This window comes from Serratia sp. CY31944 (genome assembly GCF_052169175.1).
GTDB classification, from domain to species: Bacteria; Pseudomonadota; Gammaproteobacteria; order Enterobacterales; family Enterobacteriaceae; genus Serratia; species Serratia sarumanii.
In genome coordinates, this window is sequence record NZ_JBJNLG010000019.1 from 98,592 (window position 1) to 122,188 (window position 23,597).

General features: G+C 63.0%; 18 protein-coding genes. 7 read left to right on the top strand and 11 right to left on the bottom strand.

The window, feature by feature from the left end:
* Positions 1 to 55: 55 nt before the first annotated feature.
* Positions 56 to 1,612, top strand: coding sequence for a PTS transporter subunit EIIC (locus ACJ8IN_RS19025; protein WP_049197177.1), 1,557 nt, complete (start codon positions 56 to 58; stop codon positions 1,610 to 1,612).
* Positions 1,609 to 2,304, top strand: a complete 696-nt coding sequence (locus tag ACJ8IN_RS19030) for an N-acetylmannosamine-6-phosphate 2-epimerase (RefSeq protein ID WP_033646654.1) — start codon at positions 1,609 to 1,611, stop codon at positions 2,302 to 2,304. Before ACJ8IN_RS19025 ends, ACJ8IN_RS19030 begins: the two co-directional genes overlap by 4 nt.
* 30 nt (positions 2,305 to 2,334) lie before the next feature.
* Here ACJ8IN_RS19030 and ltaE read toward each other — a convergent pair whose 3' ends face one another.
* The 5 genes from ltaE to ACJ8IN_RS19055 all read right to left on the bottom strand — a co-directional run bounded on the left by ltaE (position 2,335) and on the right by ACJ8IN_RS19055 (position 9,133).
* Positions 2,335 to 3,351: a low-specificity L-threonine aldolase gene (gene ltaE, locus ACJ8IN_RS19035; protein WP_033646651.1), complete on the bottom strand. Its 1,017-nt coding sequence runs from the start codon at positions 3,349 to 3,351 to the stop codon at positions 2,335 to 2,337.
* A gap of 76 nt (positions 3,352 to 3,427) precedes the next feature.
* A complete protein-coding gene (poxB, locus tag ACJ8IN_RS19040) occupies positions 3,428 to 5,149 on the bottom strand; it encodes a ubiquinone-dependent pyruvate dehydrogenase (protein WP_041034315.1) in 1,722 nt (573 codons plus the stop codon).
* Between the two features lie 199 nt (positions 5,150 to 5,348).
* Positions 5,349 to 6,350 (bottom strand): NADH oxidoreductase, encoded by a 1,002-nt coding sequence (gene hcr / locus ACJ8IN_RS19045; RefSeq protein ID WP_308325572.1) that lies wholly within the window; start codon positions 6,348 to 6,350, stop codon positions 5,349 to 5,351.
* A 56-nt stretch (positions 6,351 to 6,406) separates the two neighbouring features.
* Entirely contained in the window at positions 6,407 to 8,056 is a 1,650-nt protein-coding gene (gene hcp, locus ACJ8IN_RS19050) for a hydroxylamine reductase (protein WP_033646641.1), read from the bottom strand.
* 180 nt (positions 8,057 to 8,236) lie between these two features.
* Positions 8,237 to 9,133 (bottom strand): lysine exporter LysO family protein, encoded by an 897-nt coding sequence (locus tag ACJ8IN_RS19055; RefSeq protein ID WP_004928363.1) that lies wholly within the window; start codon positions 9,131 to 9,133, stop codon positions 8,237 to 8,239.
* Positions 9,134 to 9,320: 187 nt separating this feature from the next.
* On the opposite strand from ACJ8IN_RS19055, the gene ACJ8IN_RS19060 reads away from it, so the two are divergent.
* Positions 9,321 to 10,979, top strand: coding sequence for an ATP-dependent endonuclease (locus ACJ8IN_RS19060; protein ID WP_033637834.1), 1,659 nt, complete (start codon positions 9,321 to 9,323; stop codon positions 10,977 to 10,979).
* Positions 10,980 to 10,993: 14 nt separating this feature from the next.
* Here the strand turns inward: ACJ8IN_RS19060 and ACJ8IN_RS19065 are convergent, their stop codons facing one another.
* Entirely contained in the window at positions 10,994 to 11,947 is a 954-nt protein-coding gene (locus ACJ8IN_RS19065; RefSeq protein WP_197846675.1) for a VirK/YbjX family protein, read from the bottom strand.
* A 194-nt stretch (positions 11,948 to 12,141) separates the two neighbouring features.
* Here ACJ8IN_RS19065 and macA point away from each other — a divergent pair, with 194 nt between their 5' ends.
* Together macA and macB are read left to right on the top strand one after the other, a co-directional pair.
* Entirely contained in the window at positions 12,142 to 13,257 is a 1,116-nt protein-coding gene (gene macA / locus ACJ8IN_RS19070) for a macrolide transporter subunit MacA (RefSeq protein WP_033637836.1), read from the top strand.
* Entirely contained in the window at positions 13,257 to 15,203 is a 1,947-nt protein-coding gene (macB, locus tag ACJ8IN_RS19075; protein ID WP_060427880.1) for a macrolide ABC transporter ATP-binding protein/permease MacB, read from the top strand. Before macA ends, macB begins: the two co-directional genes overlap by 1 nt.
* An 87-nt stretch (positions 15,204 to 15,290) precedes the next feature.
* On the opposite strand, the gene cspD is transcribed toward macB, so the two are convergent.
* Complete coding sequence (cspD, locus tag ACJ8IN_RS19080; protein ID WP_004928349.1) at positions 15,291 to 15,512, bottom strand: cold shock-like protein CspD; 222 nt, start codon at positions 15,510 to 15,512, stop codon at positions 15,291 to 15,293.
* A gap of 355 nt (positions 15,513 to 15,867) precedes the next feature.
* Here cspD and clpS point away from each other — a divergent pair, with 355 nt between their 5' ends.
* Complete coding sequence (clpS, locus tag ACJ8IN_RS19085; protein WP_004928347.1) at positions 15,868 to 16,188, top strand: ATP-dependent Clp protease adapter ClpS; 321 nt, start codon at positions 15,868 to 15,870, stop codon at positions 16,186 to 16,188.
* Between the two features lie 27 nt (positions 16,189 to 16,215).
* Complete coding sequence (clpA, locus tag ACJ8IN_RS19090; protein WP_025302261.1) at positions 16,216 to 18,495, top strand: ATP-dependent Clp protease ATP-binding subunit ClpA; 2,280 nt, start codon at positions 16,216 to 16,218, stop codon at positions 18,493 to 18,495.
* 205 nt (positions 18,496 to 18,700) lie between these two features.
* Here the strand turns inward: clpA and infA are convergent, their stop codons facing one another.
* The 4 genes from infA to cydD all read right to left on the bottom strand — a co-directional run bounded on the left by infA (position 18,701) and on the right by cydD (position 23,288).
* Positions 18,701 to 18,919 carry a translation initiation factor IF-1 gene (infA, locus tag ACJ8IN_RS19095; RefSeq protein WP_002211347.1) on the bottom strand — a complete coding sequence of 73 codons (219 nt, stop codon included), beginning with the start codon at positions 18,917 to 18,919 and terminating at the stop codon, positions 18,701 to 18,703.
* 105 nt (positions 18,920 to 19,024) lie between these two features.
* Positions 19,025 to 19,750 carry a leucyl/phenylalanyl-tRNA--protein transferase gene (gene aat, locus ACJ8IN_RS19100; protein WP_033637838.1) on the bottom strand — a complete coding sequence of 242 codons (726 nt, stop codon included), beginning with the start codon at positions 19,748 to 19,750 and terminating at the stop codon, positions 19,025 to 19,027.
* A 29-nt stretch (positions 19,751 to 19,779) separates the two neighbouring features.
* Complete coding sequence (gene cydC / locus ACJ8IN_RS19105; RefSeq protein ID WP_047568357.1) at positions 19,780 to 21,519, bottom strand: heme ABC transporter ATP-binding protein/permease CydC; 1,740 nt, start codon at positions 21,517 to 21,519, stop codon at positions 19,780 to 19,782.
* A gap of 2 nt (positions 21,520 to 21,521) precedes the next feature.
* The gene (gene cydD, locus ACJ8IN_RS19110; protein WP_047568355.1) at positions 21,522 to 23,288 is read right to left on the bottom strand and encodes a heme ABC transporter permease/ATP-binding protein CydD; all 1,767 of its coding nucleotides are present in this window, start codon (positions 23,286 to 23,288) and stop codon (positions 21,522 to 21,524) included.
* Positions 23,289 to 23,597: the final 309 nt, after the last annotated feature.

Consider the following 23,597-nt stretch of genomic DNA (forward strand, 5'->3'; position numbering starts at 1 on the left):
TTAATTTTAATGTGGTAAAAATTTTCATCATAAAAATGATAGCGGGGAAAAATTTATGTCAACACCAGAATTGTCGCGCTCCGGCGGCTGGTTCGAAAAAGCCCAGCTGTTCGGCAAATCGTTCATGCTGCCGATCGCCGTGCTGCCGGCGGCCGGCCTGCTGTTGGGGATCGGCGGTGCGCTGTCCAATCCCAATACCGTCGAGGCTTATCCCTTCCTCGACGTTGGCTGGCTGCAAAGCGTATTTACCGTGATGGCCAGCGCCGGCGCCATCGTGTTCGCCAACCTGGCGATCCTGTTCGCGGTCGGCGTGGCGGTGGGGTTGGCCAAAAGCGACAAGGGCACGGCGGGGCTGGCCTCGCTGATCGCCTACCTGGTGATGAACGCCACCATCAATGCGCTGTTGAAAATCAACGGCACGCTGGCCGCGCAGAACGCCGGCGCGGTGGGGCAGGGAACGATTCTCGGGATCCAGACGCTGGAGACCGGGGTGTTCGGCGGGGTGGTCATCGGTCTGGTGACCTGGTATCTGCACGGCCGCTACAACAAGATATCGCTGCCGCCGTTCCTGGGTTTTTTCGGCGGCTCGCGCTTTGTGCCGATCGTCAGCTCGCTGGCGGCGATGGCGGTCGGCGCCCTGATGACCGTGGTGTGGCCGCCTTTCCAACGGCTGATCTTCGGCATGGGCGGGCTGGTGGACGCCAGCGGCTATCTCGGCACCTTTATCTACGGCTTCGTGCTGCGCATGCTCGGGCCGTTCGGCCTGCATCACATCTTCTACCTACCGTTCTGGACTACCGCGCTCGGCGGCAGCGAAGTGATCAACGGACAGCTGGTGGAAGGCACGCAGCGCATTTTCTTCGCCCAGTTGGCCGACCCGAATACGCAGCAGTTCTACATCGGCACGGCGCGCTTCATGTCCGGCCGCTTTATCACCATGATGTTCGGCCTGGTCGGCGCCTGCCTGGCGATGTACCAAAGCGCGCGCCCGGAGAACCGCAAACGCGTCGGCGGGCTGCTGCTGTCGGCGGCGCTGACCTCTTTCCTGACCGGCATCACCGAACCTATCGAATTCTCGTTCCTGTTCATCGCGCCGGCGCTGTACGTGGTGCACGCGCTGTTCGACGGCCTGGCGTTCGCGATCGCGCACATTCTGCATATCACCATCGGCCAGACGTTCTCCGGCGGTTTTATCGATTTCATGCTGTTCGGCGTGTTGCAGGGCGAAGCGAAAACCCACTGGATGTATGTGCCGCTGGTCGGGGTGCCCTGGTTCTTCCTGTACTACTTCACGTTCCGTTTCCTGATCCTGCGCTTCAATTTCAAAACGCCGGGGCGCGAGGTGGAAACCGCGCCGGAAGCGGTGACGACCGGCACCGAACGCTCGCAGCAGGTGCTGGCGGCGCTGGGCGGCAAAGAGAATATCGTCGAACTGGATTGTTGCGCCACGCGGCTGCGCGTGACGGTAAAACAGAGTCGGTTGCTGGACGAAAGCGGGCTGAAGGCCAGCGGCGCGCGGGCAGTGATCGTTCGCGGCAACGGCGTTCAGGTGATCTATGGCCCGCACGTGACCATTATTAAAAACGAAGTCGAGGAGTTGTTGGATTTATGACGCTTTCCATTTTGCAGCAGATTAAGGGCCGGCTGGTGGTGTCTTGCCAGGCGCTGGACGACGAGCCGCTGCACAGCGATTTTATCATGGCGCGCATGGCGCTGGCGGCCGAGCAAGGCGGTGCGGCGGCGATCCGCGCCAACGGCGTCGAAGACGTTAAAGCCATCCTGCGCACGGTGGCGCTGCCGGTGATCGGCATTATCAAGCGCGATTATGCCGGTAGCGATGTCTATATCACGCCGACCCTGCGTGAAATCGATGAGCTGATGACTGCGGCGCCGCAGATGATTGCATTGGACGCTACCGGCCACCGGCGGCCAGGGGAGCTGCAGCTGGCGGCGCTGGTTGCCGCGATCCGCGCCAGGTATCCCCGGCTGCTGCTGATGGCAGACATCGCCACCGTGGAAGAAGCGCAAGAGGCTGCCAGGTTGGGGTTCGACTGCGTGGGCACCACGCTGCACGGCTATACCGCCGAAAGCCGGGGCGCCCGACTGGCGGAGGACGATTTCGGCTTTCTGCGTGCGGTGCTGGCGGCGGTGCCGGTGCCGGTCATCGCCGAGGGCAATGTCGAAACGCCGGCGATGGCCGCGCGCTGCCTGGCGCTGGGGGCGCATGCTGTGGTGGTGGGCGGCGCCATTACGCGCCCGCAGCAGATCACCCGCCGCTTTGTCGAGGCCATCGGCGGGCGGTGAAGGGCTCCCCGGCGCGCCGGGGAGGGGAAATCAGGCGTGCTGCTGGAGGAACTCCCGCCACAGCTCGACCACCCGCTGCAGATCCTGACGGCTGACGTCGAGGTGGGTCAGAATGCGCGTCAGCGGGCCGCTGCTGATCAGCACGTCGCGTTCGCGCATCCACGGGCCGAATTTGGCCGCCAGCGCCGGCGGTTGGCGCAGGTACAGCACGTTGGTCTGTGCGCCGGGTTCGACGACCTCCACGCCGATCTGCCGCAGCTGTTGCTCCAGCCAGACTGCGTTGTCATGGTCTTCGCGCAGCCGCGCGACGTTATGCTCCAGCGCGTAGAGGCCGGCCGCCGCCAGGATGCCGGCCTGACGCAGCCCGCCGCCGGTCATCTTGCGCCAGCGCAGCGCGCGCTGAATGAAGGCTTCGCTGCCGCACAGCAGCGATCCGACCGGCGCGCCCAGCCCTTTCGACAGGCAAATGGTGAAGGTGTCGCAGTATTGCACGATCTCTTTCAGCGGCAGGTTCAGCGCCACGGCGGCGTTGAAGATGCGCGCGCCGTCGATATGCAGCGCCAGCTGCCGCTCGCGGGTAAACTGCCACGCCTGCTGCAGGTAGGCCTGCGGCAGGACTCGGCCGCCGATGGTGTTTTCCAGGCTCAGCAGCCGGGTGCGGGCGAAGTGGATATCGTCGGGTTTGATGGCGGCGGCGAGCTTGTCCAGCGGCAGCGTGCCGTCCGCGTCGGCCTCGATCGGCTGCGGCTGGATGCTGCCCAGCACCGCTGCGCCGCCGGCCTCGTATTTATAGTTGTGCGCCTGTTGGCCGACCAGATACTCGTCGCCGCGCTGGCAGTGGCTTAGCAGCGCCACCAGGTTGGCCTGGGTGCCGCTGGGCAAAAACAGCGCCGCCTCTTTGCCCGACAGGCGCACCGCCTCGGCCTCCAGCGCGTTGACCGTCGGGTCATCGCCGTAGACGTCGTCGCCGACCTCTGCCTGAGCCATCGCCTGGCGCATGGCGGCGCTGGGGCGGGTGACGGTGTCGCTGCGTAGATCGATAAGCATAGGGTTCCTGGAATGTAAGGGAGAGGAAAAGGGTACATGGCATCATATACCCTTATTTCACCGGGGGGCAGCTTGCTTAGCGCAGCCAGTTGGTTTTCGCCAGCTCGACCACTTCGTCGCCGCGGCCGTTGATGATGGCGCGCAGCATGTACAGGCTGAAACCTTTCGCCTGTTCGAACTTGATCTGCGGCGGCATCGCCAGCTCTTGCTTGGCGGTGACCACGTCCAGCAGCGCCGGGCCGGGGTGCGCCAACATCTCCTGCAGCGCGCCGTCCAGATCCGAGGCTTTTTCCACGCGGATGCCCTTGATGCCGGCGGCGTTGGCGATCGCCGCGAAGTCCGGGTTATGCAGATCGGTGCCGTCGGTCAGGTAGCCGCCGGCCTTCATCTCCATCGCCACGAACCCCAGCACGCTGTTGTTGAACACCACGATTTTCACCGGCAGCTTGAGCTGCGCCAGCGACAGGAAATCCCCCATCAGCATGGTGAAGCCGCCGTCGCCGCACATGGCGATCACCTGTTTATCCGGCGCGGTGGCCTGGGCGCCGATCGCCTGCGGCATGGCGTTGGCCATCGAACCGTGGTTGAACGAACCGAGCAGGCGGCGCTTGCCGTTCATTTTCACGTAGCGGGCGGCCCACACCGTCGGCGTGCCGACGTCGCAGGTGAAGATGGCGTCGTCGCTGGCGTACCGGCTGAGCTGCTGCGCCAGATACTGCGGGTGGATCGGCTGGTCGTCGTTGGCGGTCGCCAGCCCGTCGAGATCCTTGCGCGCGTTGCGGTAATGCTCCAGCGCCTTGTCGAGGAACGCCCGGTCGCGCTTGGGCTCCAGCTGCGGCAGCAGGGCGGTGAGGGTGGTGTGGATATCGCCCACCAGCGCCATATTGACCGGGCAGTGCGCGCCGATGCTGCCGGGGTTGATGTCGATCTGAATGATGTTGGCGTTGGTGGGGTAGAACGCGCGGTAGGGGAACTGGGTGCCGAGCAGCACCAGCGTGTCGGCGTTCATCATCGCGTGGTAGCCGGAGGAGAAGCCGATCAGCCCGGTCATGCCGACGCTGTAAGGGTTATCCCATTCGATATGCTCTTTGCCGCGCAGCGCGTGCACCACCGGCGCCTGCAGCAGCTCGGCCAGCTTGACCACCTCATCGTGCGCGCCGGCGCAGCCGCTGCCGCACATCAGGGTGATGTTTTTCGCCTTGTTCAGCGTTTCCGCCAGCTTGTTCAGCTCGCTCATCGGCGGCTGCACCAGCGGCAGCGCCGGGGTATGCCAGGTCAGGGACGCGTCTTCCGGCGCCATGCGCAGCGCCACGTCGCCCGGCAAGACCACCACCGAGACGCCGCGGTTGAGGATCGCCTTGCGCATGGCGATCTCCAGCACGCGCGGCAGCTGTTCCGGGTTGGAAACCAGCTCGCAATAGTGGCTGCATTCGCGGAACAGCTCCTGGGGATGCGTTTCCTGGAAGTAGCCGCTGCCGATTTCGCTGGAAGGGATGTGTGCGGCGATCGCCAGCACCGGCACATGGTTGCGGTGGCAGTCGAACAGCCCGTTGATCAGGTGCAGGTTGCCGGGGCCGCAGGAACCGGCGCACACCGCCAGCTGGCCGGTGAGCTGGGCTTCGGCGCCGGCGGCGAAGGCGGCCACCTCTTCATGGCGGGTGCCCAGCCATTCGATGGTGCCCATGCGGTGCAGGCTGTCGCTCAGGCCGTTGAGCGAATCGCCGGTCACGCCCCAAATGCGTTTTACGCCGGCTTGATCCAGCGTTTTGGCGATCAGTGTGGCTACGGTTTGCTTCATGGTTCCCCCAAACAAGGTTTGAAAAACGATGTGTACTCGATCCGGTGAGCGGCAGCAGAACAACTGCAAGCATAGCTTACCGGCGGTGGACGAGATGCGGTCCGGAAGGGTAAAGAGCGTAGGACGGGGGAAAGTGTAACCGGGCGGGGAGGGGGGAACTTGCCGATAAATGCCCCATCGCGGCGATGGGGCCAGGGGATCACGCCAGCGTGACGTCGCCCCGCAGCTGGCAACTGCAGGCCAGCACGTAGCCTTGCGCTATTTCTTCCGCGCTCAGCGTCATGGTGCTGGTGGTGGTGTAGTCGCCCTCAAGGATGCGGGTTTTGCACGAGCCGCACACCCCGGCGCGGCAGGCGGCGTTGACCGGCAGGGCATTGGCCTCCATCGCCGCCAGCAGCGTGCTGCCGACCGGCACGCGGAATTCGCGCAGCGGGCGGGCGGCGCGCAGCGTCAGTCCTTCGGTGGCATCGGCCTGCGCCGCCGGCGTGTGGAACTGCTCTTTATGGAAACGCTCGGCCGGCACGCCGAGCCGACGGCACAGCTGCTCCACCTGTTCCATGTAGGGAGCAGGGCCGCAGGTCATCACCGTGCGTTCGGCGATATCCGGCGCCGCCTGCCGCAGCGTCTGCTCATCGATGCGGCCGCTGAGGTAGCCGGGTTGCAGATCCCGCTCGGCCATCAGCGTCAGGCGCAGCTGCGGATGGGCAGCGCACAGCGCACGCCACTGATCGGCGAAAATCGTGTCGGCGGGGGTGCGCACGTTAAAGATCACGGCGATATCGCAGGCCGGACGGTTGGCGGTCAGCCAGCGGCACATCGAGACGATCGGCGTCACGCCGCAGCCGGCGGCCAGCATCAGATAACGATCGGCCGGGTAGCGCTCGCAGCTGAACTCGCCCTGCGCGTCGGACAACCACAGCGTGTTGCCGGGCTTGACCTCTTGCGTCAGCCAACGCGATCCGACGCCGTCCGGCAGGCAGCGCACGCTGATGCTGAGAAAGCGGCTCTGGCCGGGCGAGGAGGAGAGCGTATAGGCGCGCAGCGTCTCCTCGCTGTTGCGGATGCTGACCAGCGCAAACTGGCCCGCCTGATAAGGGTAGAAAACGTCGCAGATCAGGTTCAGCGTCCAGACGTCGGCGGTTTCGCGCTGGATGGAATGTACCTGCATGCGGTTCGGGCAAAGCGGAGTGGGTTGAGTCATCGGGGCACCTCAAAAAGCAAAGGGGCCGGCGCAGGCGGCCCCATAACGTAATGGCATCAGGCGAGCAGCGCGTTGATATCCTGCTCGACGGTGGTGATCGGACGCAGGCCGAATTTCTCGTTGAGGATCGCCATCAGGTTGTCGGTCAGGAAGCCCGGCGCGGTCGGGCCGGTGACGATGTTTTTCACCCCCAGCGACAACAGCGTCAGCAGAATGACGATCGCCTTCTGTTCAAACCACGACAGCACCAGGCTGAGCGGCAGCTCGTTGACGCTGCAGCCGAGCGTGTCCGCCAGCTTGACCGCCAGCATGATGGCGGAATAGGCGTCGTTGCACTGGCCGACGTCCAGCAGGCGCGGCAGCCCTTCCAGCGTGCCGAAGTCCAGCTTGTTGAAACGGTACTTGCCGCAGGCCAGCGTCATGATCAGGCAGTCTTGCGGCACGCTGCGGGCGAAGTCGGTGAAGTAGCTGCGCTCGTCGCGGCTGCCGTCGCAGCCGCCGACCAGGAAGACGTGGCGCAGTTTTTTCTGCGACACCAGATCGATCACCGTGTCGGCGGCGTTCAGCAGCGTCTGGCGGCCGAAGCCGACGGTGATCAGGTGCTCGATCTCGGTATAAGGGAAGCCGTTCATGCCCTGCGCCTGGCGGATCACGGCGCCGAAGTCGTCGCCCTCCAGATGGTTGACGCCCGGCCAGCCGACGATGCTGCGGGTCCAGATGCGATCGCCGTAGTTGCCGACGTTCGGATCGATGATGCAGTTGGAGGTCATCACGATCGGGCCGGGGAATTTGGCGAACTCCGTCTGCTGGTTCTGCCAGCCGCTGCCGTAGTTGCCCACCAGATGCTTGAATTTTTTCAGTTCCGGATAGCCGTGCGCCGGCAGCATTTCACCGTGAGTGTAGACGTTGACGTTTTGCCCTTCGGTTTGTTCGAGCAGCATGCGCAGATCTTTCAGATCGTGGCCGGAGATCAGAATGGCTTTCCCGGCCACCGGGCGCACGTTGACCGCGCTGGGCTGTGGATCGCCGTAGGCCTGGGTTTCGCCGCGATCGAGGATCGCCATCACGTTGAAGTTCATCTTGCCGATGCCCATGGCGTTGTTCAGCAGGGTGTCGACGTCGCGCGGTCGGGTGCCGAGCCAGGCCATAAAGGCGTGGTAGTCGGCATAGAGCTGCTCGTCGAACTGGCCGAGCACGTGCGCGTGTTCCATATAGGCCGCGGCGCCTTTCAGGCCGTACAGGCACAGCATGCGCAAACCGTGGACGTCGTCGCCGACCTCGGCCTTGTCGCCGTTGAGGGCAAACTGCGCCGCCTGTTGCAGCAGCGCAGGCATATCGTCACCGGCCAGCTGCAGCGCCGCCATCGGGTGATCGACGCGCACGCCGGCATCCAGCAGCCGGCAACGGGCAGCCAGCGAATCGCGCAGCAGCAGGGTTTCGCGCGCGTAGCCGATGATGCGCTGGGAGTCGAAGTTGACGTTGGTCAGGGTGGAGAAGAAGGCGCGCGGGGCGAAGCTGTCGATCTCGTGGTCGACGATGCCCAGCGAACGCGCCTGCAGCGCCCAGGCGGAGAGGCCCTGCAGCGCCGCCACCAGCAGATCCTGCAGATCGGAGGTTTCCGCCGTTTTGCCGCACATGCCCTGAGCATACGCGCAGCCGTTGCCTGCCGGGGTACGGATGGTTTGTTCACATTGCACACAGAACATAGTCGCTTCCTTTTATTTTTAAAGTTGCATTTGTAATGCTTGTTTAAAAGCATAGATCGGCGATCGGGGTTGCAAAAGGCTTTTGTGCGACTACTGCGGGCAAGTTTGATTTAGCGCAATTTTGCCGTGCGGATGGGAATTATTACGCTTTGGGGGCCGGCGGGCCCCCAGGGGAGAGGATCAGGAGAACAGGGCGATCAGCACCGGCGCCAGCAGGCTCAGCAGGAAGCCGTGCACGATGGCGGGGGGCACCATGTCCAGCCCGCCGCTGCGCTGCAGCACCGGCAGGGTGAAGTCCATCGAGGTGGCGCCGCACAGGCCGAGGGCGGTGGAGCGGCTGCGGCGCACCAGCGTCGGGATCAGCATGATCGCCACCAGCTCGCGCGCCAGATCGTTGAAGAACGCGGCGCTGCCCATCACCGGGCCGTAGGCGTCGGTGATCAGAATGCCCGACAGCGAATACCAGCCGAAGCCGGAGGCCATCGCCAATCCGGCCTTGACCGGCAGCCCCAGCAGCTGCGCCGCCAGCGCACCGCCGGCCAGCGACGCGACGGTCACCACCAACGCCACCAGCGTGCCGCGGCGGTTGAGCACGATCTGGCGCAGCGTCATGCCGCTGTTGCGCAGCTGAATACCGACCAGCAACAGCAGGAAGATCAGCGCATATTCGCTGCCTTTATGGGCGAACTGCAGCCATTGCCACTGCGTCAGGCCGAGCAGGAAGCCGCCGAGCACCACGCCGCACAGCTTGAGCGACTCCAGCGCCATGTGCACGCGCGAAGGCAGCTTTTCCTGTTTATGGCTGCTGCGCCACGGCATGCGCCGCTCCAGCAGTGCCAGCAACAGCAGATTGGCGCAGAGAATGCAGAAGAAGAACACTGCGCTGTATTGGAAGATCAGCACCAGATTGCTGCTGAGATCTTCCATGAACGCCAGGCTGATACCCATGAAAAACAGGATCACGTACACCATCCAGCTCAGCAGCCGGTTGATCAGCACCAGCAGCGGGCGATGGCGTAAGGGAATGAGGTAACCGACAATCAGCGGTAACAGAATAATCAACAGTCCTGAGTACATGGTGTAGCTTGTGTCCTTGAGTTTTGACGCGCGCCGAACGGCGGCGAGGAGCACACGCTAACCAAAAGCCCGGCCGGAGTAAAGCGGCAGATTTGACGTTGGCCGCTTGACCTGCAAGGGGTTTTTTGACCATGCTCTGTGAAGGTTGCCTCATTGACGAGGCGACGGCGCGCACGGGAGGCGGCGGATGTTCTTGGAGCGTATCGAAATTGTAGGTTTTCGCGGCATTAACCGGCTGTCCCTGATGCTGGACGACAACACGCTGTTGCTCGGCGAAAACGCCTGGGGTAAATCCAGCCTGCTGGATGCGCTGACGCTGCTGCTGGCGCCGGAGCAGAAGCTGTATCGGTTTGAGGCGCACGACTTCCATTTCCCGCCCGGAGAAGAGGCGGCCAAAGAGCGCCACCTGCAGGTGGTGTTCACCTTCTGCGAAAAAGACATCGGCCATGCGCACCTGCCGCGCTATCGCCACCTGACGCCGCTGTGGGTCAAGGGGGAAGATGGCCTGAGCCGCATTCATTATCGCTGTGAGGGCGAGCTGGCCGACGACGGCACGGTGTGCACCTGGCGCGGTTTTCTCGACGCCGACGGCAACGCCTTTCAACTGCACCATATCGAACAGCTGGCCCACGCCATCATCCGCATTCATCCGGTATTGCGCCTGCGCGACGCGCGCTTTATTCGTCGCCTGCGCCCCAGCAGCCTCGGCGATGAACGCAAACCCGATACCCAGGCGCTGGCGCAGCAGTTGGATCAGCTGACGCGCGAGCTGGTGCGCAATCCGCAGAAGCTGACCAACGGCGAACTGCGTCAGGGGCTGGCGGCCATGCAGCAACTGCTGGAGCACTACTTCGCTGAGCAAAGTTCGCAGGTGACGCGGCCGCGCCGCCGCGGCGGCGAACCGGAGCAGGATGCCTGGCGTGCGCTGGACGGCATCAACCGCATGGTGGCCGAGCCGAACAGCCGCAGCATGCGCCTGATCCTGCTGGGGATGTTTTCCACCCTGCTGCAGGCCAAGGGCGACGTTAAGCTGGATGCGCATGCACGGCCGCTGCTGCTGGTGGAAGACCCGGAAACTCGCCTGCACCCGATTATGCTGTCGGTGGCCTGGGGGCTGCTCAATCAGCTGCCGCTGCAGCGAATCACCACCACCAACTCCAGCGAACTGGTGTCGCTGGTGCCGGTGGAGCACGTCTGCCGGCTGGTGCGCGAGTCGGGGCGGGTCGCGACCTACCGTCTCGGGCCGCGCGGGCTGAGCGCCGAAGACGGGCGGCGCATCGCGTTTCACATCCGTTTCAACCGGCCGTCGTCGCTGTTCGCCCGCTGCTGGCTGCTGGTGGAGGGCGAGACCGAAGTGTGGCTGCTGAACGAGCTGGCGCGGCAGTGCGGCTACCATTTCGAGGCGGAAGGGGTGCGGGTCATCGAGTTCGCCCAGTGCGGCCTGAAGCCGCTGCTGCGCTTCGCCCGCCGCATGGGCATCGAGTGGCATGCGCTGGTGGACGGCGACGAGGCGGGCAAAAAGTACGCCAATACCGTGCGCAGCCTGCTGGACAATCATGAAGACAACGAACGCGATCGGCTGACCGCGCTGCCGGCGCCGGATATGGAACACTTCATGTTCCGCGAAGGGTTCGGCCCGGTCTATCACCGGATGGCGTCGGTGCCGATCAACGCGCAAATGCCGGTGCGCAAGGTGATCCTGAAAGCGGTCCACCACTCGTCGAAGCCGGATCTGGCGATCGAGGTCGCGATGCAGGCCGGCGAATGGGGCACGGACTCGGTGCCGCCGCTGCTGAAGAAAATGTTCTCACGGGTGATCTGGCTGGCGCGCGGCCGGGCGGACTGACGGCCCGCCGGGCGTTATCGGGCGCAGAAATGCGCCGCCAATCCCTGATCCAGCTCGTCCAGCAGCTGATAGCGGCGGCGATACTCGGCGCGCTTCTTGCTGGCAATCTCTTCGATCGGCTTGCGGGCGATGCGCTCGGGCAGCAGGAAATAGCCGCTGTCGAGCGGTTTGGCGCCCATAGACAGCCAGAACTGATCGTAATCGGCGTGCAGTTGGTCCTTCTTCTTGCTCTGGTAACGCCAGTTTTGATAGATATGGGTGGCGTTGCCGACCGCCACGATCTGGCGGATGCCGAGGTGCCGCGCCAGCGTGCAGATGCCTTCCAGCACCAGCCGTTTGGGGAACAGGCCGTGGCATTCTTTGGTGGTGTGCTGGATCTCGGCGTGCGGCACCTCATGGTTTGCGCCCTGCAGGCCGCCGATGAACAGCGTCGGCTGCTGCTGATAATGCATCAGCGCAAAGGTGATCTCCGCCAGCATCACGCCGTTGGCGTTGCGCAGCAGCAGCGTGGCTTCCCCTTCCTTATTCAGCTTGTCGATCGCCGCCAGTTCCAGCGCGATCGGCGCTTCGTTTTTGCCCATCGCGCGGGCCAGCACGAAAGGCTGCGGGCCGAGGTGGCCGAGGCGCATCTTCAGCGGCATGCGCTGCGCGATGAGATCGTAATGATCGCGCAGGGCGAACAGGCATTCGATCTTGCTCATGTTGGCCGCCAGGTACGGGCGATGCAGTTTGCACGGCAGGTTCGGCTGCGCGCTCAGGATCTCCTCCCGCAGCGGGTTGCTGGCCAGGGTGCTGAGCAGGCCGCTGGTAGTGCGCCAGTTGAGCAGCGAACGGCCGAGAAACTTCAGGCGAAACGAGGTTTTTTTCCAGGCGTTGCTCGGTGCCTTTTCGCCATTGATCAGCGCCGTCATCAGTTGCCAGCCGTTAAGGGGCCGGGCGGAGGCGAGTGGGTAGCTGAGCTGTGACATGATGAAATCCTTGGCTGTATTGAATGGCGCTATTTCATCAAGGCTTCACTAAACGGGAGTTCAATGCTGAACTGTAACCAGGCGTGTCTCCACATTGTGTTGAGCTAAGGTTTAGTTATTCCCTACGGTGCGTGCTAATTTAGCTCCGCCGCCGCAATGGGCGGTTGATATTCACAAGCACAGGCAGGTCAATTTTGACAGGGTTTACGGGACATAAACGCCGCTGGATACTCGTTCTGGCGGTTATTGCGGCGCTTGCCGCGGCGGCCGTTTGGCACTTTCGCCATCCGGCGCCAACCGATTTCAAAACGGTGAAAGCCAGCAAACGCGATCTGCAGCAGAACGTGTTGGCGACCGGCCAGCTGGACGCGGTGCGCAAGGTTGACGTCGGCGCGCAGGTCAGCGGGCAGTTGGAAAAGCTGTATGTCGAGATTGGCGACAAGGTGAAGAAAGGCCAGTTGCTGGGCGTTATCGATCCGCAACAGGCGCAGAACAGCATCCGCGAAGGCGAGGCGACGCTGCGTGAACTGCATGCGCAACTGCTGCAGGCGCAGGCCGAACAGCAGCTGGCGGCGGTTACGCTGCAGCGCAACCAGGCGCTGGCCAAGCTGCAGGCGGTGTCGCGCCAGGATCTGGATCAGGCGGCGACGCAGCTGGCGGTGAAGAAGGCGCAGGTGGGCACCATCAATGCGCAGATCGCGCGGAACCAGGCCAGCCTGGATACCGCCAAGATCAACCTGGCCTATACCCGCATCGAGGCGCCGATGGATGGCGACGTGGTGCAGATCACCACGCTGCAGGGCCAGACGGTGATCGCGGCGCAGCAGGCGCCGAACATTCTGACGCTGGCGGATCTCGGCACCATGCTGGTGAAGGCGCAGGTGTCGGAGGCCGACGTCATTAACCTCAAGCCGGGTCAGAAGGCCTGGTTCACGGTGTTGGGCGATCCGACCCGGCGCTTCGACGGCGTGCTGAAAGACATTCAGCCGACGCCGGAAAAGGTCAACAACGCTATCTTCTATTATGCGCGTTTCGAAGTGCCCAACCCGGAAAGGCTGCTGCGCTTGCAAATGACGGCACAGGTGCATATTCAGCTGGCAGGCGTCGAGCAGGCGCTGGTGATCCCGCTGGCGGCGCTGGGCGATCAGATCGCCGACAATCGCTACCACGTCTCGGTGCTGAAGCAGGGCAAGGAAGAGAAGCGCGAGGTGGCTATCGGCCTGCGCAACAACATCGACGTACAGATCCTCAGCGGCCTCGAGGCGGGCGATGAGGTGATCGTCAGCCGCGGCGGCGTGGAGGCGGGCTGATGGCGGCGCTGTTGCAGCTGAGCGGCATCCGCCGCAGCTACCGTTCCGGCGAGCAGACGGTGGAGGTGCTGAAGGGGATCAGCCTGAGCATCGACGCCGGTGAAATGGTGGCGATCATGGGAGCCTCCGGCTCCGGTAAATCGACGCTGATGAACATTCTCGGCTGTCTGGACAAGCCGAGCGCCGGCGTGTATCGGGTGGCCGGGCAGGATGTGGCGACGCTGAGCGACGATGCGTTGGCGCAGCTGCGGCGCGAGCATTTCGGCTTTATCTTTCAGCGCTATCATCTGCTGCCGCACCTGAGCGCGGCGCACAACGTCGAAGTGCCGGCGGTGTACGCGGGGCTGGGCAAAGCGGCGCGGCGCGAGCGGGCGGAGGCGCTGTTGCGGCGTCTGGGGCTGGGGGAGCGCGTCAACTACCGGCCGAGCCAGCTTTCCGGAGGCCAGCAGCAGCGCGTCAGCATCGCCCGCGCGCTGATGAACGGCGGGCAGGTGATCCTGGCGGATGAACCGACCGGCGCGCTCGACAGCCACTCCGGCGAAGAGGTGATGGCGATCCTCAAACAGCTGTGCGCCCAGGGCCACACGGTGATCCTGGTGACCCACGATCCGGCGGTAGCGCGCCAGGCGGAGCGGATCATCGAGATCCGCGATGGCGAGATCATCGCCGATTCGCGCCCGGCACCGCAGGAGAATGCGCAGGCCAAGCCGCTGGCGCTGGCCACCGCGGCACCTTCCTGGCGGCAGATAGGCGGCCGTTTCCGCGAGGCGCTGGTGATGGCCTGGCGCGCGATGGCGGCCAACAAGATGCGCACCGCGCTGACCATGCTCGGCATCATTATTGGCATCGCCTCGGTGGTGTCGATCCTGGTGATCGGCGACGCCGCCAAGCAGATGGTGCTGGCGGACATTAAATCTATCGGCACCAACACCGTCGATATCTATCCCGGCAAGGACTTCGGCGATGACGATCCGACCTACCGGCAATCGTTGAAATACGGCGATCTCGATGCGCTGCGCGAACAGCCGTACATCAGCGCGCTGTCGCCGAGCATCAGCAGCAGCATGCGGCTGCGCTTGGGCAACGTCGACGCGGCGGCCAACGTCAACGGCGTCAGCGAGCAGTTCTTCCGCGTGTACGGCATGAGCTTTACCCAGGGCGTCGGCATCGACTCGATGCAGGTGCAGTCGCAGGCTCAGACGGTGGTGATCGACGCCAATACCCAGCGGCGGCTGTTCCCGCACCAGAAGAACGTGGTGGGCGAGGTGATCCTGGTAGGCAACATGCCGGCGACGGTGGTCGGCGTGGCCAAGGAGAAGCAGTCGATGTTCGGCAGCAGCAAGACGCTGAACGTGTGGGTGCCTTACAGCACCATGGCCAACCGATTGATGGGCAACAATTATTTTGACTCGATCACCGTGCGCATCCGCGACGGCTACGACAGCAAGGAAGCGGAACAGCAGCTGTCGCGCCTGTTGACGCTGCGCCACGGCAAGAAGGACTTCTTCACCTATAACATGGACAGCCTGGTGCAAACCGCCGAGAAAACCACCCGCACGCTGCAGCTGTTCCTGACGCTGGTGGCGGTGATTTCGCTGGTGGTCGGCGGCATCGGCGTGATGAATATCATGCTGGTGTCGGTGACCGAACGCACGCGCGAGATCGGCATCCGCATGGCGGTGGGCGCCCGTTCCGGCGACGTGTTGCAGCAGTTCCTGATCGAAGCGGTTCTGGTCTGCCTGGTGGGGGGCGCGCTGGGGATTACGCTGTCGTTCGCCATCGGCCTGGCGGTGCAGCTGGTATTGCCGGGCTGGCAGATCAGCTTCCCGCCGGCGGCGTTGCTGAGTGCGTTCCTCTGTTCCACCGGCATCGGCGTGGTGTTCGGCTATCTGCCGGCGCGCAATGCCGCGCGGCTGAATCCGATCGATGCGCTGGCGCGCGAGTAGGTAACAGGCATAAAAAATGCCAGTCACACGGCGGCTGGCATTTTTATCGCAGTCACGCTCAGTGCAGCGCGACTTTGCCGGAAGCGTTTAGGACAGCGCCTCGCTTTCCACCGGCACAATAAGACTGGCATGGTTCCCTTTCGGCCCTTGATGCACGTCGAAGCTGACCTGCTGGCCCGCCTTCAACGTTCTGTAACCATCCATCTTGATGGTGGAATAATGCGCGAAAATATCTTCGCCGCCGCCGGCTGGGCAGATGAAGCCAAAACCTTTGGCGTTGTTAAACCATTTAACAGTACCCGTCTCCATGCTTTTACATCCCTCGCAACGCTATTTTAAGTGAGATGAATAACTGATTTCGCACCCGCCGTGGGCGGGTAGCAGGGTGGACAAGGGGTGGTTAAAAGACCACCAGCCACGAATTTACACTCTAGAGCAAATGATCGGGGCGTCAAGGGATCGGCTTTTGTCGGCGGGGAGCAGTTCACCAAAGTTTGAAGCAGGTAACGCTATTGCCACGATTCAGTCACAATTGGCCCGTTTTTTTGCGCACGTTACAGTGCGGCGGGACGAAGCCGAAGATGATAAAATAGTAACTATCCCCACTTTGAATAACCGAAACCTGCCCCCATATCTGAGGGCAGAGCAGAGAAGATGAGCAGCGATGGGCAATAACAACGACTGGCTAAACTTTGAACACTTGGCCGAAGAAAAACAAATCGATGCGGTAAAACCGCCGTCTATGTATAAAGTTATACTTAACAACGACGATTACACACCGATGGAATTTGTGATTGACGTTCTGCAAAAGTTCTTTTCTTATGATATTGAACGCGCAACGCAACTGATGCTCACGGTCCACTATCAAGGCAAGGCGATCTGTGGTGTTTTTACCGCCGAGGTGGCGGAAACCAAAGTCGTCCATGTGAACCGGTACGCAAGGGAGAACGAGCATCCGTTGCTTTGTACGCTGGAAAAAGCCTGAATAAGGCAATCTATTGGGGAGGTGCTTATGCTCAATCAAGAACTGGAACTCAGTCTCAACATGGCTTTCGCCAGGGCGCGTGAGCACAGACACGAGTTTATGACCGTGGAGCACCTGTTGCTGGCGTTGCTGAGCAACCCTGCCGCGCGAGAAGCGCTTGAGGCATGTACGGTGGATCTGGCCGCGTTGCGCCAGGAGCTGGAAGCCTTCATCGAACAAACCACACCGACGCTGCCCGCCGGCGAAGAAGAGCGCGACACTCAGCCGACGCTCAGCTTCCAGCGCGTGCTGCAGCGCGCGGTCTTCCATGTGCAATCTTCCGGCCGCAGCGAAGTGTCCGGCGCCAACGTGTTGGTGGCCATCTTCAGCGAGCAGGAGTCGCAGGCGGCCTATCTGCTGCGCAAACACGACGTCAGCCGTCTCGACGTGGTGAACTTCATTTCACATGGCACGCGTAAAGACGAGCCGGGCCAAGCGCCGAATGCGGAAAACCCGGTGAACGAAGAGCAGTCCGGAGGGGAAGACCGTATGGAAAACTTCACCACCAACCTCAATCAGTTGGCCCGTGTGGGCGGCATCGATCCGTTGATCGGCCGCGATCGTGAGCTGGAGCGCGCGATTCAGGTGCTGTGCCGCCGTCGTAAAAACAACCCGCTGCTGGTCGGCGAATCCGGCGTCGGCAAGACCGCCATCGCCGAGGGCCTGGCCTGGCGTATCGTGCAGGGCGACGTGCCGGAAGTGATGGCGGACTGCACGCTGTATTCGCTGGACATCGGTTCACTGCTGGCCGGCACCAAATACCGCGGAGACTTCGAGAAGCGCTTCAAGGCGCTGCTCAAGCAGCTGGAGCAGGATCAGAACAGCATTCTGTTCATCGATGAAATTCACACCATCATCGGCGCCGGCGCGGCTTCCGGTGGGCAGGTGGATGCCGCCAACCTGATCAAACCGCTGCTGTCGAGCGGCAAGATCCGGGTGATCGGCTCGACCACCTACCAGGAGTTCAGCAACATCTTCGAAAAGGATCGTGCCCTGGCGCGCCGTTTCCAGAAGATCGACATCACCGAGCCGACGGCGGAAGAGACCGTTCAGATCATCAACGGCCTGAAGACCAAGTATGAAGCGCACCACGACGTGCGTTATACCGCCAAGGCGATCCGCGCCGCGGTGGAGCTGTCGGTGAAATACATCAACGATCGTCATCTGCCGGACAAGGCGATCGACGTGATCGACGAGGCGGGCGCCCGCAGCCGGTTGATGCCGGCCAGCAAGCGCAAGAAAACCGTCAACGTGGCCGATATCGAATCCGTGGTGGCGCGCATCGCTCGTATCCCGGAGAAAACCGTGTCGGCCAGCGATCGCGACGTGCTGAGAAACCTGGGCGATCGCCTGAAGATGCTGGTGTTCGGCCAGGATCAGGCGATCGAAGCGCTGACCGAAGCGATCAAGATGAGCCGCGCCGGCCTTGGCCACGAGCGCAAGCCGGTCGGTTCCTTCCTGTTCGCCGGGCCGACCGGGGTCGGGAAAACCGAGGTCACCGTACAGTTGGCCAAGGCGATGGATATCGAGCTGCTGCGTTTCGACATGTCCGAGTACATGGAGCGGCATACCGTCAGCCGTCTGATTGGCGCGCCTCCGGGCTATGTCGGTTACGATCAGGGCGGGCTGCTGACCGATGCGGTGATCAAGCATCCGCATGCGGTGGTGCTGCTCGATGAGATCGAGAAGGCGCACCCGGACGTGTTCAACCTGCTGCTGCAGGTGATGGACAACGGCACGCTGACCGACAACAACGGCCGCAAGGCGGACTTCCGCAACGTGATCCTGGTGATGACCACCAACGCCGGGGTGCGGGAAACCGAACGCAAATCGATCGGCCTGGTGCAGCAGGACAACAGCACCGACGCGATGGAAGAGATCAAGAAGGTGTTTACGCCGGAGTTCCGCAACCGTCTGGACAACATCATCTGGTTCAACCATCTGTCTACCGAGGTGATCCAGCAGGTGGTCGACAAGTTTATCGTCGAACTGCAGGCGCAGCTGGATGCGAAGGGCGTCTCGCTGGAAGTGAGCGACGAAGCGCGCGACTGGCTGTCGGTGAAGGGCTACGACCGCGCGATGGGCGCTCGTCCGATGGCGCGCGTCATGCAGGAAAATCTGAAGAAACCGTTGGCCAACGAACTGCTGTTCGGCTCGCTGGTGGACGGCGGCTCCGTGAAGGTCGAGTTGGACAAGGACAAGAAACAGCTGACTTACCACTTCCTCAGCGCCGCCAAGCGCAAGGCGGACGAGGGCGCGGTGCACTAAGGCCGCCTTCAGGCAAAGAAAAAGCGATGCTTCGGCATCGCTTTTTTTATGGGTGAGATTCACCGTACAACAGAAACGAGTGAGCCCTCTCAGTTTACCTGCGCACCTGCAACCCGTTGTGTAACGTCGCTGCGGGGGTAAACGGAAAGGGCTCCCGAGGGATTACATCCTCGATGCCGCCAACGTGTGGCGCGCGGTGAGCCGATTAACGGCTACGGAAGACAATGCGGCCTTTGCTCAGGTCGTACGGGGTCAGCTCTACAGTGACTTTGTCGCCCGTCAGGATGCGGATATAGTTTTTACGCATTTTACCGGAGATGTGTGCGGTTACCACGTGCCCGTTTTCCAATTCAACGCGGAACATGGTGTTCGGCAGCGTATCAAGAACGGTGCCCTGCATTTCAATATTGTCTTCTTTGGCCATCGAATCCTCTAGGTCTAACTACCTTAGTTTTTAACCGGCAAGATAATGCCGAAAAACCCCCATTATGTAAAGATGTGTCGGTGAACATTGCACCGTTTCCACCAATTAGTTTACTGGAGAGGGCGGTTCAGCCGGCTGTGGGGATATGACTTGCGGCTCCCAGCACGCCGGCGCCAAAGGCCGCCGTTGAAGGGTGCTGAGCTGCTGCAAAAATTGACGGCGCGGAATTTCACGCGCGCCAAGGCGGGCAGTGTGAGCGTTCAGCACCTGGCAGTCAATCAATTCCCCGCCATAAGCGGCAAAATGGCGGCAAAAGGCCATCAATGCGCATTTTGAGGCGTTGGTGACGCGGCTGAACATCGATTCGCCGCAGAACAACGCGCCCTGCGCCACGCCATACATGCCGCCGACCAGTTGATTATCCTGCCATACCTCTACCGAGTGCGCGTAGCCGAGGCGGTGCAGATGCTGATAGGCGCGCTGCACCTCCGGGCCGATCCAGGTGCCTTCATCCGGCCGGTGGGCGCAGGCGGCGATCACCGCGGCGAAGTCGTGATTGAGCGTGATGCGAAACGGATCGTGGCGCAAAAAGCGTTTCAGGCTGCGGTTGAGATGAAACTCTGTCGGGAACAGCACCGCACGCGGATCGGGTGACCACCACAGGATGGCTTCCCCCGGCGAATACCAGGGGAAGATGCCGCGCTCGTAGGCCGCCAGCAGCCGCGGCGCCGTCAGGTCGCCGCCGATAGCCAGCAGGCCGTTAGGGTCGCGCAGGGCGCTTTCAGGCGAGGGGAACGCCAGCGACTGTGGGGAAAGCTTCACGATGCGCATACGGGGGCTCTGCGTCCTCTACGGGCCGATTACGGCGCCAGGTTGCTGATACGGTTGCGAAAGCGGGCATAGCGGCCCTGCCGGCGCATCAGGGTGGCGTGATCGCCCTGTTCGACAATCCGGCCGTCGTCCATTACGCAAATGCGGTCGAGATGCTCCAGGCCGTACAGACGGTGCGTCACCAGGATCAGCGTCTTACCCTGACAATGCCGGCGCAGCAGCGCCAGGATCTGCTGCTCGGTTTCGGCGTCCAGCCCTTCGGTCGGTTCGTCGAGCAGCAGCAGCGGGGCCGGATGCAGCAGCGCGCGGGCGATGCCCAGGCGGCGCTGTTCGCCGCCGGACAGCTGCCGGCCGCCTTCGCCCAGCCAGGCGTTCAGCCCGCCGTCGCTGTCCAGCAATTTATCCAGCCCCACCTGCCGCAGCACCTCGCTCAGGCGAGCGTCGTCGGCATCCGGCGCGGCCAGCCGCAGGTTTTCCCGCAGCGTATCGCTGAAGATATGCACCCGCTGGCTGACGACCGTGGTCATCCGACGCAGCGTGGCTTCATCATAATCCTCCAGCGGTTCGCCGTTGAGCAGAATTTTTCCGCCGTCGGTGCGCCAGGCGCGGGTCAGCAGCTGCAGCAGGGTGGACTTGCCGCAGCCGGTGCGGCCGAGCAAAGCGATGTGTTCGCCGGCCGCGACCTCGAGCGTGACGTCGCGCAGCACCGGCTGCGGTTGGTCGGGGTAGGTGAAGCTCAGCTGCTGCAGGCTAAGCTGAGCCCGATCGGCGGCGGCCGAGCCGGCGGCCGGGAAGGTGACCTCCGGCTGACGATCGATGATCTGCTTGACCCGCGTGGCGGAGGCAATGACCTGGCCGAGGTGCTGGAAGGCGCCGGCGACCGGCATCAGCGCTTCGAACGACGCCAGCGCGGCGAAGACAAACAGCGCGATCAGCGCGCCGGGCTGGGTATCGCCGCCGATGCCGGCGGCGGTTAGCCACAGCAGCAGCGTTACCGTCAGCCCGCTGGCGAGGATCATCAGCGCCTGCGCCATGCCGCTCAGCGAGGCCTGCTGCCACTGGCGGCGTTGCCACCGCTGTTCGGTGGCGTTCAGCGTCTGGCGGAAGTCGTTGACGGCGCCGAACACCACCAATTCCGCCTGCCCCTGCAGCCAGGCGGTCAGGTCGGTGCGGTATTGGCCGCGCAGCGCGGTAAGCTGGCCGCCGATCGGCTTGCCGGCGCGATAAAACACCGGCGGCACCAGCAGCAGCAACAGCAACAGGATGCCGCCCAGCGTCAGGGCGAGTGCAGGATCCAGCCAGCTCAGGCCGTAGGTGACCACCAGGATCACCACCGCTGCGCTGATCAGCGGCGAGATCACCCGCAGATAAAGATGATCCAGCGTGTCCACGTCCGCCACCAGGCGGTTGAGCAGCTCGGCCTGGCGGAAACGGGCGATGCCGCCCGGCGTCAGCGGCAGGATCTTGCTGAAGGTGAACACCCGCAGATGCGACAGCACGCGGAAGGTGGCGTCGTGGCTGACGACTCGCTCAGCGTAGCGCCCGGCGGTGCGGAAGATCGCCGCGCCGCGCACGCCGGCGGCCGGCAGCATGTAGTTAAAGGTCAGCAGGCCCGCCAATCCGGCCAGCGACGAGGCGGCCAGGAACCAGCCGGAGAGCGCCAGCAGGCCGATGCTGGCCAGCAGAGTGACGATCGCCAAGAGGATGCCGAGGCTAATCAGCAGGCTATGGCGGCGGTACAACGCCAAAAACGGCAGCAAAACGCGCATGATTAAAGCTCCCCGCGGCGATGGGCGATCAGAGTGGCGAACAGGCCCGGCTGGGCGCTGAGGGTGGCGTAATCGCCCTGTTGCACGATGCGCCCGTTATCCATCACCCAAATCTGATCGTAGTCTTCGGTGTCTTCCAACTGGTGCGTCACCAGCAGGGTGGTTTGCTGATGCGAAGCGGCGTTCAACGCCTGCATCACCCGCTGCTCGCTGTGGGCATCGAGGCTGGCGGCCGGTTCATCCAGCAGCAGCAGGCGGCGCGGGCCGATCAGCGCCCGGGCGACCGCCACGCGCTGCGCCTGGCCGACCGACAGGCGGGCGGCGTTGTCGCCCACTTCGGTGTCGAGCCCCTGCGGCAGATAAGGGAGCAGTTCGCTGACGTAGGCGTGTTCCACCGCCTGCTGCAGCTGCGCTTCGTCGGCCTGCGGGCAGCCCAGCAGGATATTGGCGCGCAGGGTTTGCGCCGGCAGGTGCGGGTTCTGGCCGACCCAGCTCAGCTGCTGGCGCCAGTTTTCTGCGGACAGGTCACGCAGCTCGACGCCGTTGACGGTCAGCGATCCGCGATAGGGCAGGAAGCCGAGCAGCAGATTGAGCAGTGAACTTTTGCCGGCGCCGCTCAGCCCAACCAGCGCCACGCGCTGCTGCGGTTGCAGGGTGAAACTCAGTGGCCCGGCCAACAGCACGCCGTTCGGCGACAGGATTTCCAACGCGTTAGCCTGCAGCGTCAGCGGTTGATCGGCGGCCAGTTGCCGCGTGCCGTTGCCCATCTGCTCGCCTTCGGCGCTGAGGAAGGTTTCCAGCGCTTCCGCCGCGCCGACCGCCTGCGCCTTGGCATGGTAGAAGGTGCCGAGATCGCGCAGCGGTTGGAAAAACTCCGGCGCCAGAATCAGCACCAGAAAACCGGAAAACAGCGTTACGCCGAGGCCGTAGCTGCCGAAGTTGAGTTCGCCGAGGTAGGAAAAGCCGAAGTACACCGCCACCACGGCGATGGAGATCGAAGCGAAAAACTCCAGCACGCCGGAAGAGAGGAAGGCCATGCGCAGCACTTCCATGGTGCGGCTGCGGAAGTCTTCGGAAGATTTGGCGATCTGCGCGGTTTCGGCCTGCGCGCGGTCAAACAGCCGCAGGGTGTCCAGGCCGCGCAGGCGGTCGAGGAAGTTGCCGCTCAATCGCGCCAGCGCCACGAAGTTGCGGCGGTTGGCGTCGGCGGCCCCCATGCCGACCAGCACCATGAACAGCGGGATCAGCGGCGCGGTCGCCAGCAGAATGATGCCTGCGGCCCAATTGATCGGGAAGACGGCGATCAGGATCAGCAGCGGGATGAAGACCGCCAGATACATCTGCGGCAGATAGCGCGAGTAATAGTCCTGCATATCCTCGATCTGCTCGACGATGATGCTGGCCCAGCTGCCCGCCGGTTTGCCCTGGATCCAGGCCGGCCCGAGCTGCTGCAGCTTATCCAGCACCTGTTGGCGCATGCGCTGGCGGATCACCTGGCCACACCGGAAACCGACCCGTTCCCGCAGCCAGCTTAACAGCGCCCGCAGCGCAAACGCGGCGGCCAGCCAGATAAACGAAGGGATCAGCTGTTCGCGCGGGGTATGCTCGATGATCAGGGCGTGCAGCAGGCTGGCCAACAGCCACGCTTGCGCCACGATCAGCAGGCCGCTGAACAGCCCCAACAACATGGAAAGGCGCAACCAACGCTGCGCTAACGAACTCTGGGTTTTAAGCCAACGGGTTAACTGTTGCTGTCTGGTTTTTTTCATCAGATATGCGTCTGCGTCGCCGGCGCCCGTTTGTTACGGGCTGGGTTAACGTACTGTTAAATAATAGTGTTTGGCGCAATCGGCGACAAACAAGCGAGGCCCCATGTTACCTCGTCACCCGGCAGACTGAAAATAATAAAGCGGCCAAATGTGGCTATAACAGACGCGAGAAGGGGAGTGCGGAGGGGGGAAGTAAAAGACCACCTCCTGAGGAGGTGGCTTTACACGACGCCCCCTAAAAGGGGGCCATTTTCGAGTTAATCCTGCAACAGCTCCATCTGCTGTTCGATCTCTTGGTCCTTCTTATCC

Coding starts and splice junctions, on each gene's coding strand:
- hcr (WP_308325572.1), bottom strand. CDS start 6,350: ATGACTCAACCCACTCCGCTTTGCCCGAACCGCATGCAGGTACATTCC.
- cydD (WP_047568355.1), bottom strand. CDS start 23,288: ATGAAAAAAACCAGACAGCAACAGTTAACCCGTTGGCTTAAAACCCAG.
- infA (WP_002211347.1), bottom strand. CDS start 18,919: ATGGCCAAAGAAGACAATATTGAAATGCAGGGCACCGTTCTTGATACG.
- ACJ8IN_RS19065 (WP_197846675.1), bottom strand. CDS start 11,947: ATGTCACAGCTCAGCTACCCACTCGCCTCCGCCCGGCCCCTTAACGGC.
- ACJ8IN_RS19025 (WP_049197177.1), top strand. CDS start 56: ATGTCAACACCAGAATTGTCGCGCTCCGGCGGCTGGTTCGAAAAAGCC.
- cydC (WP_047568357.1), bottom strand. CDS start 21,519: ATGCGCGTTTTGCTGCCGTTTTTGGCGTTGTACCGCCGCCATAGCCTG.
- ACJ8IN_RS19060 (WP_033637834.1), top strand. CDS start 9,321: ATGTTCTTGGAGCGTATCGAAATTGTAGGTTTTCGCGGCATTAACCGG.
- cspD (WP_004928349.1), bottom strand. CDS start 15,512: ATGGAGACGGGTACTGTTAAATGGTTTAACAACGCCAAAGGTTTTGGC.
- hcp (WP_033646641.1), bottom strand. CDS start 8,056: ATGTTCTGTGTGCAATGTGAACAAACCATCCGTACCCCGGCAGGCAAC.
- ACJ8IN_RS19055 (WP_004928363.1), bottom strand. CDS start 9,133: ATGTACTCAGGACTGTTGATTATTCTGTTACCGCTGATTGTCGGTTAC.
- poxB (WP_041034315.1), bottom strand. CDS start 5,149: ATGAAGCAAACCGTAGCCACACTGATCGCCAAAACGCTGGATCAAGCC.
- clpA (WP_025302261.1), top strand. CDS start 16,216: ATGCTCAATCAAGAACTGGAACTCAGTCTCAACATGGCTTTCGCCAGG.
- ACJ8IN_RS19030 (WP_033646654.1), top strand. CDS start 1,609: ATGACGCTTTCCATTTTGCAGCAGATTAAGGGCCGGCTGGTGGTGTCT.
- ltaE (WP_033646651.1), bottom strand. CDS start 3,351: ATGCTTATCGATCTACGCAGCGACACCGTCACCCGCCCCAGCGCCGCC.
- macB (WP_060427880.1), top strand. CDS start 13,257: ATGGCGGCGCTGTTGCAGCTGAGCGGCATCCGCCGCAGCTACCGTTCC.
- aat (WP_033637838.1), bottom strand. CDS start 19,750: ATGCGCATCGTGAAGCTTTCCCCACAGTCGCTGGCGTTCCCCTCGCCT.
- clpS (WP_004928347.1), top strand. CDS start 15,868: ATGGGCAATAACAACGACTGGCTAAACTTTGAACACTTGGCCGAAGAA.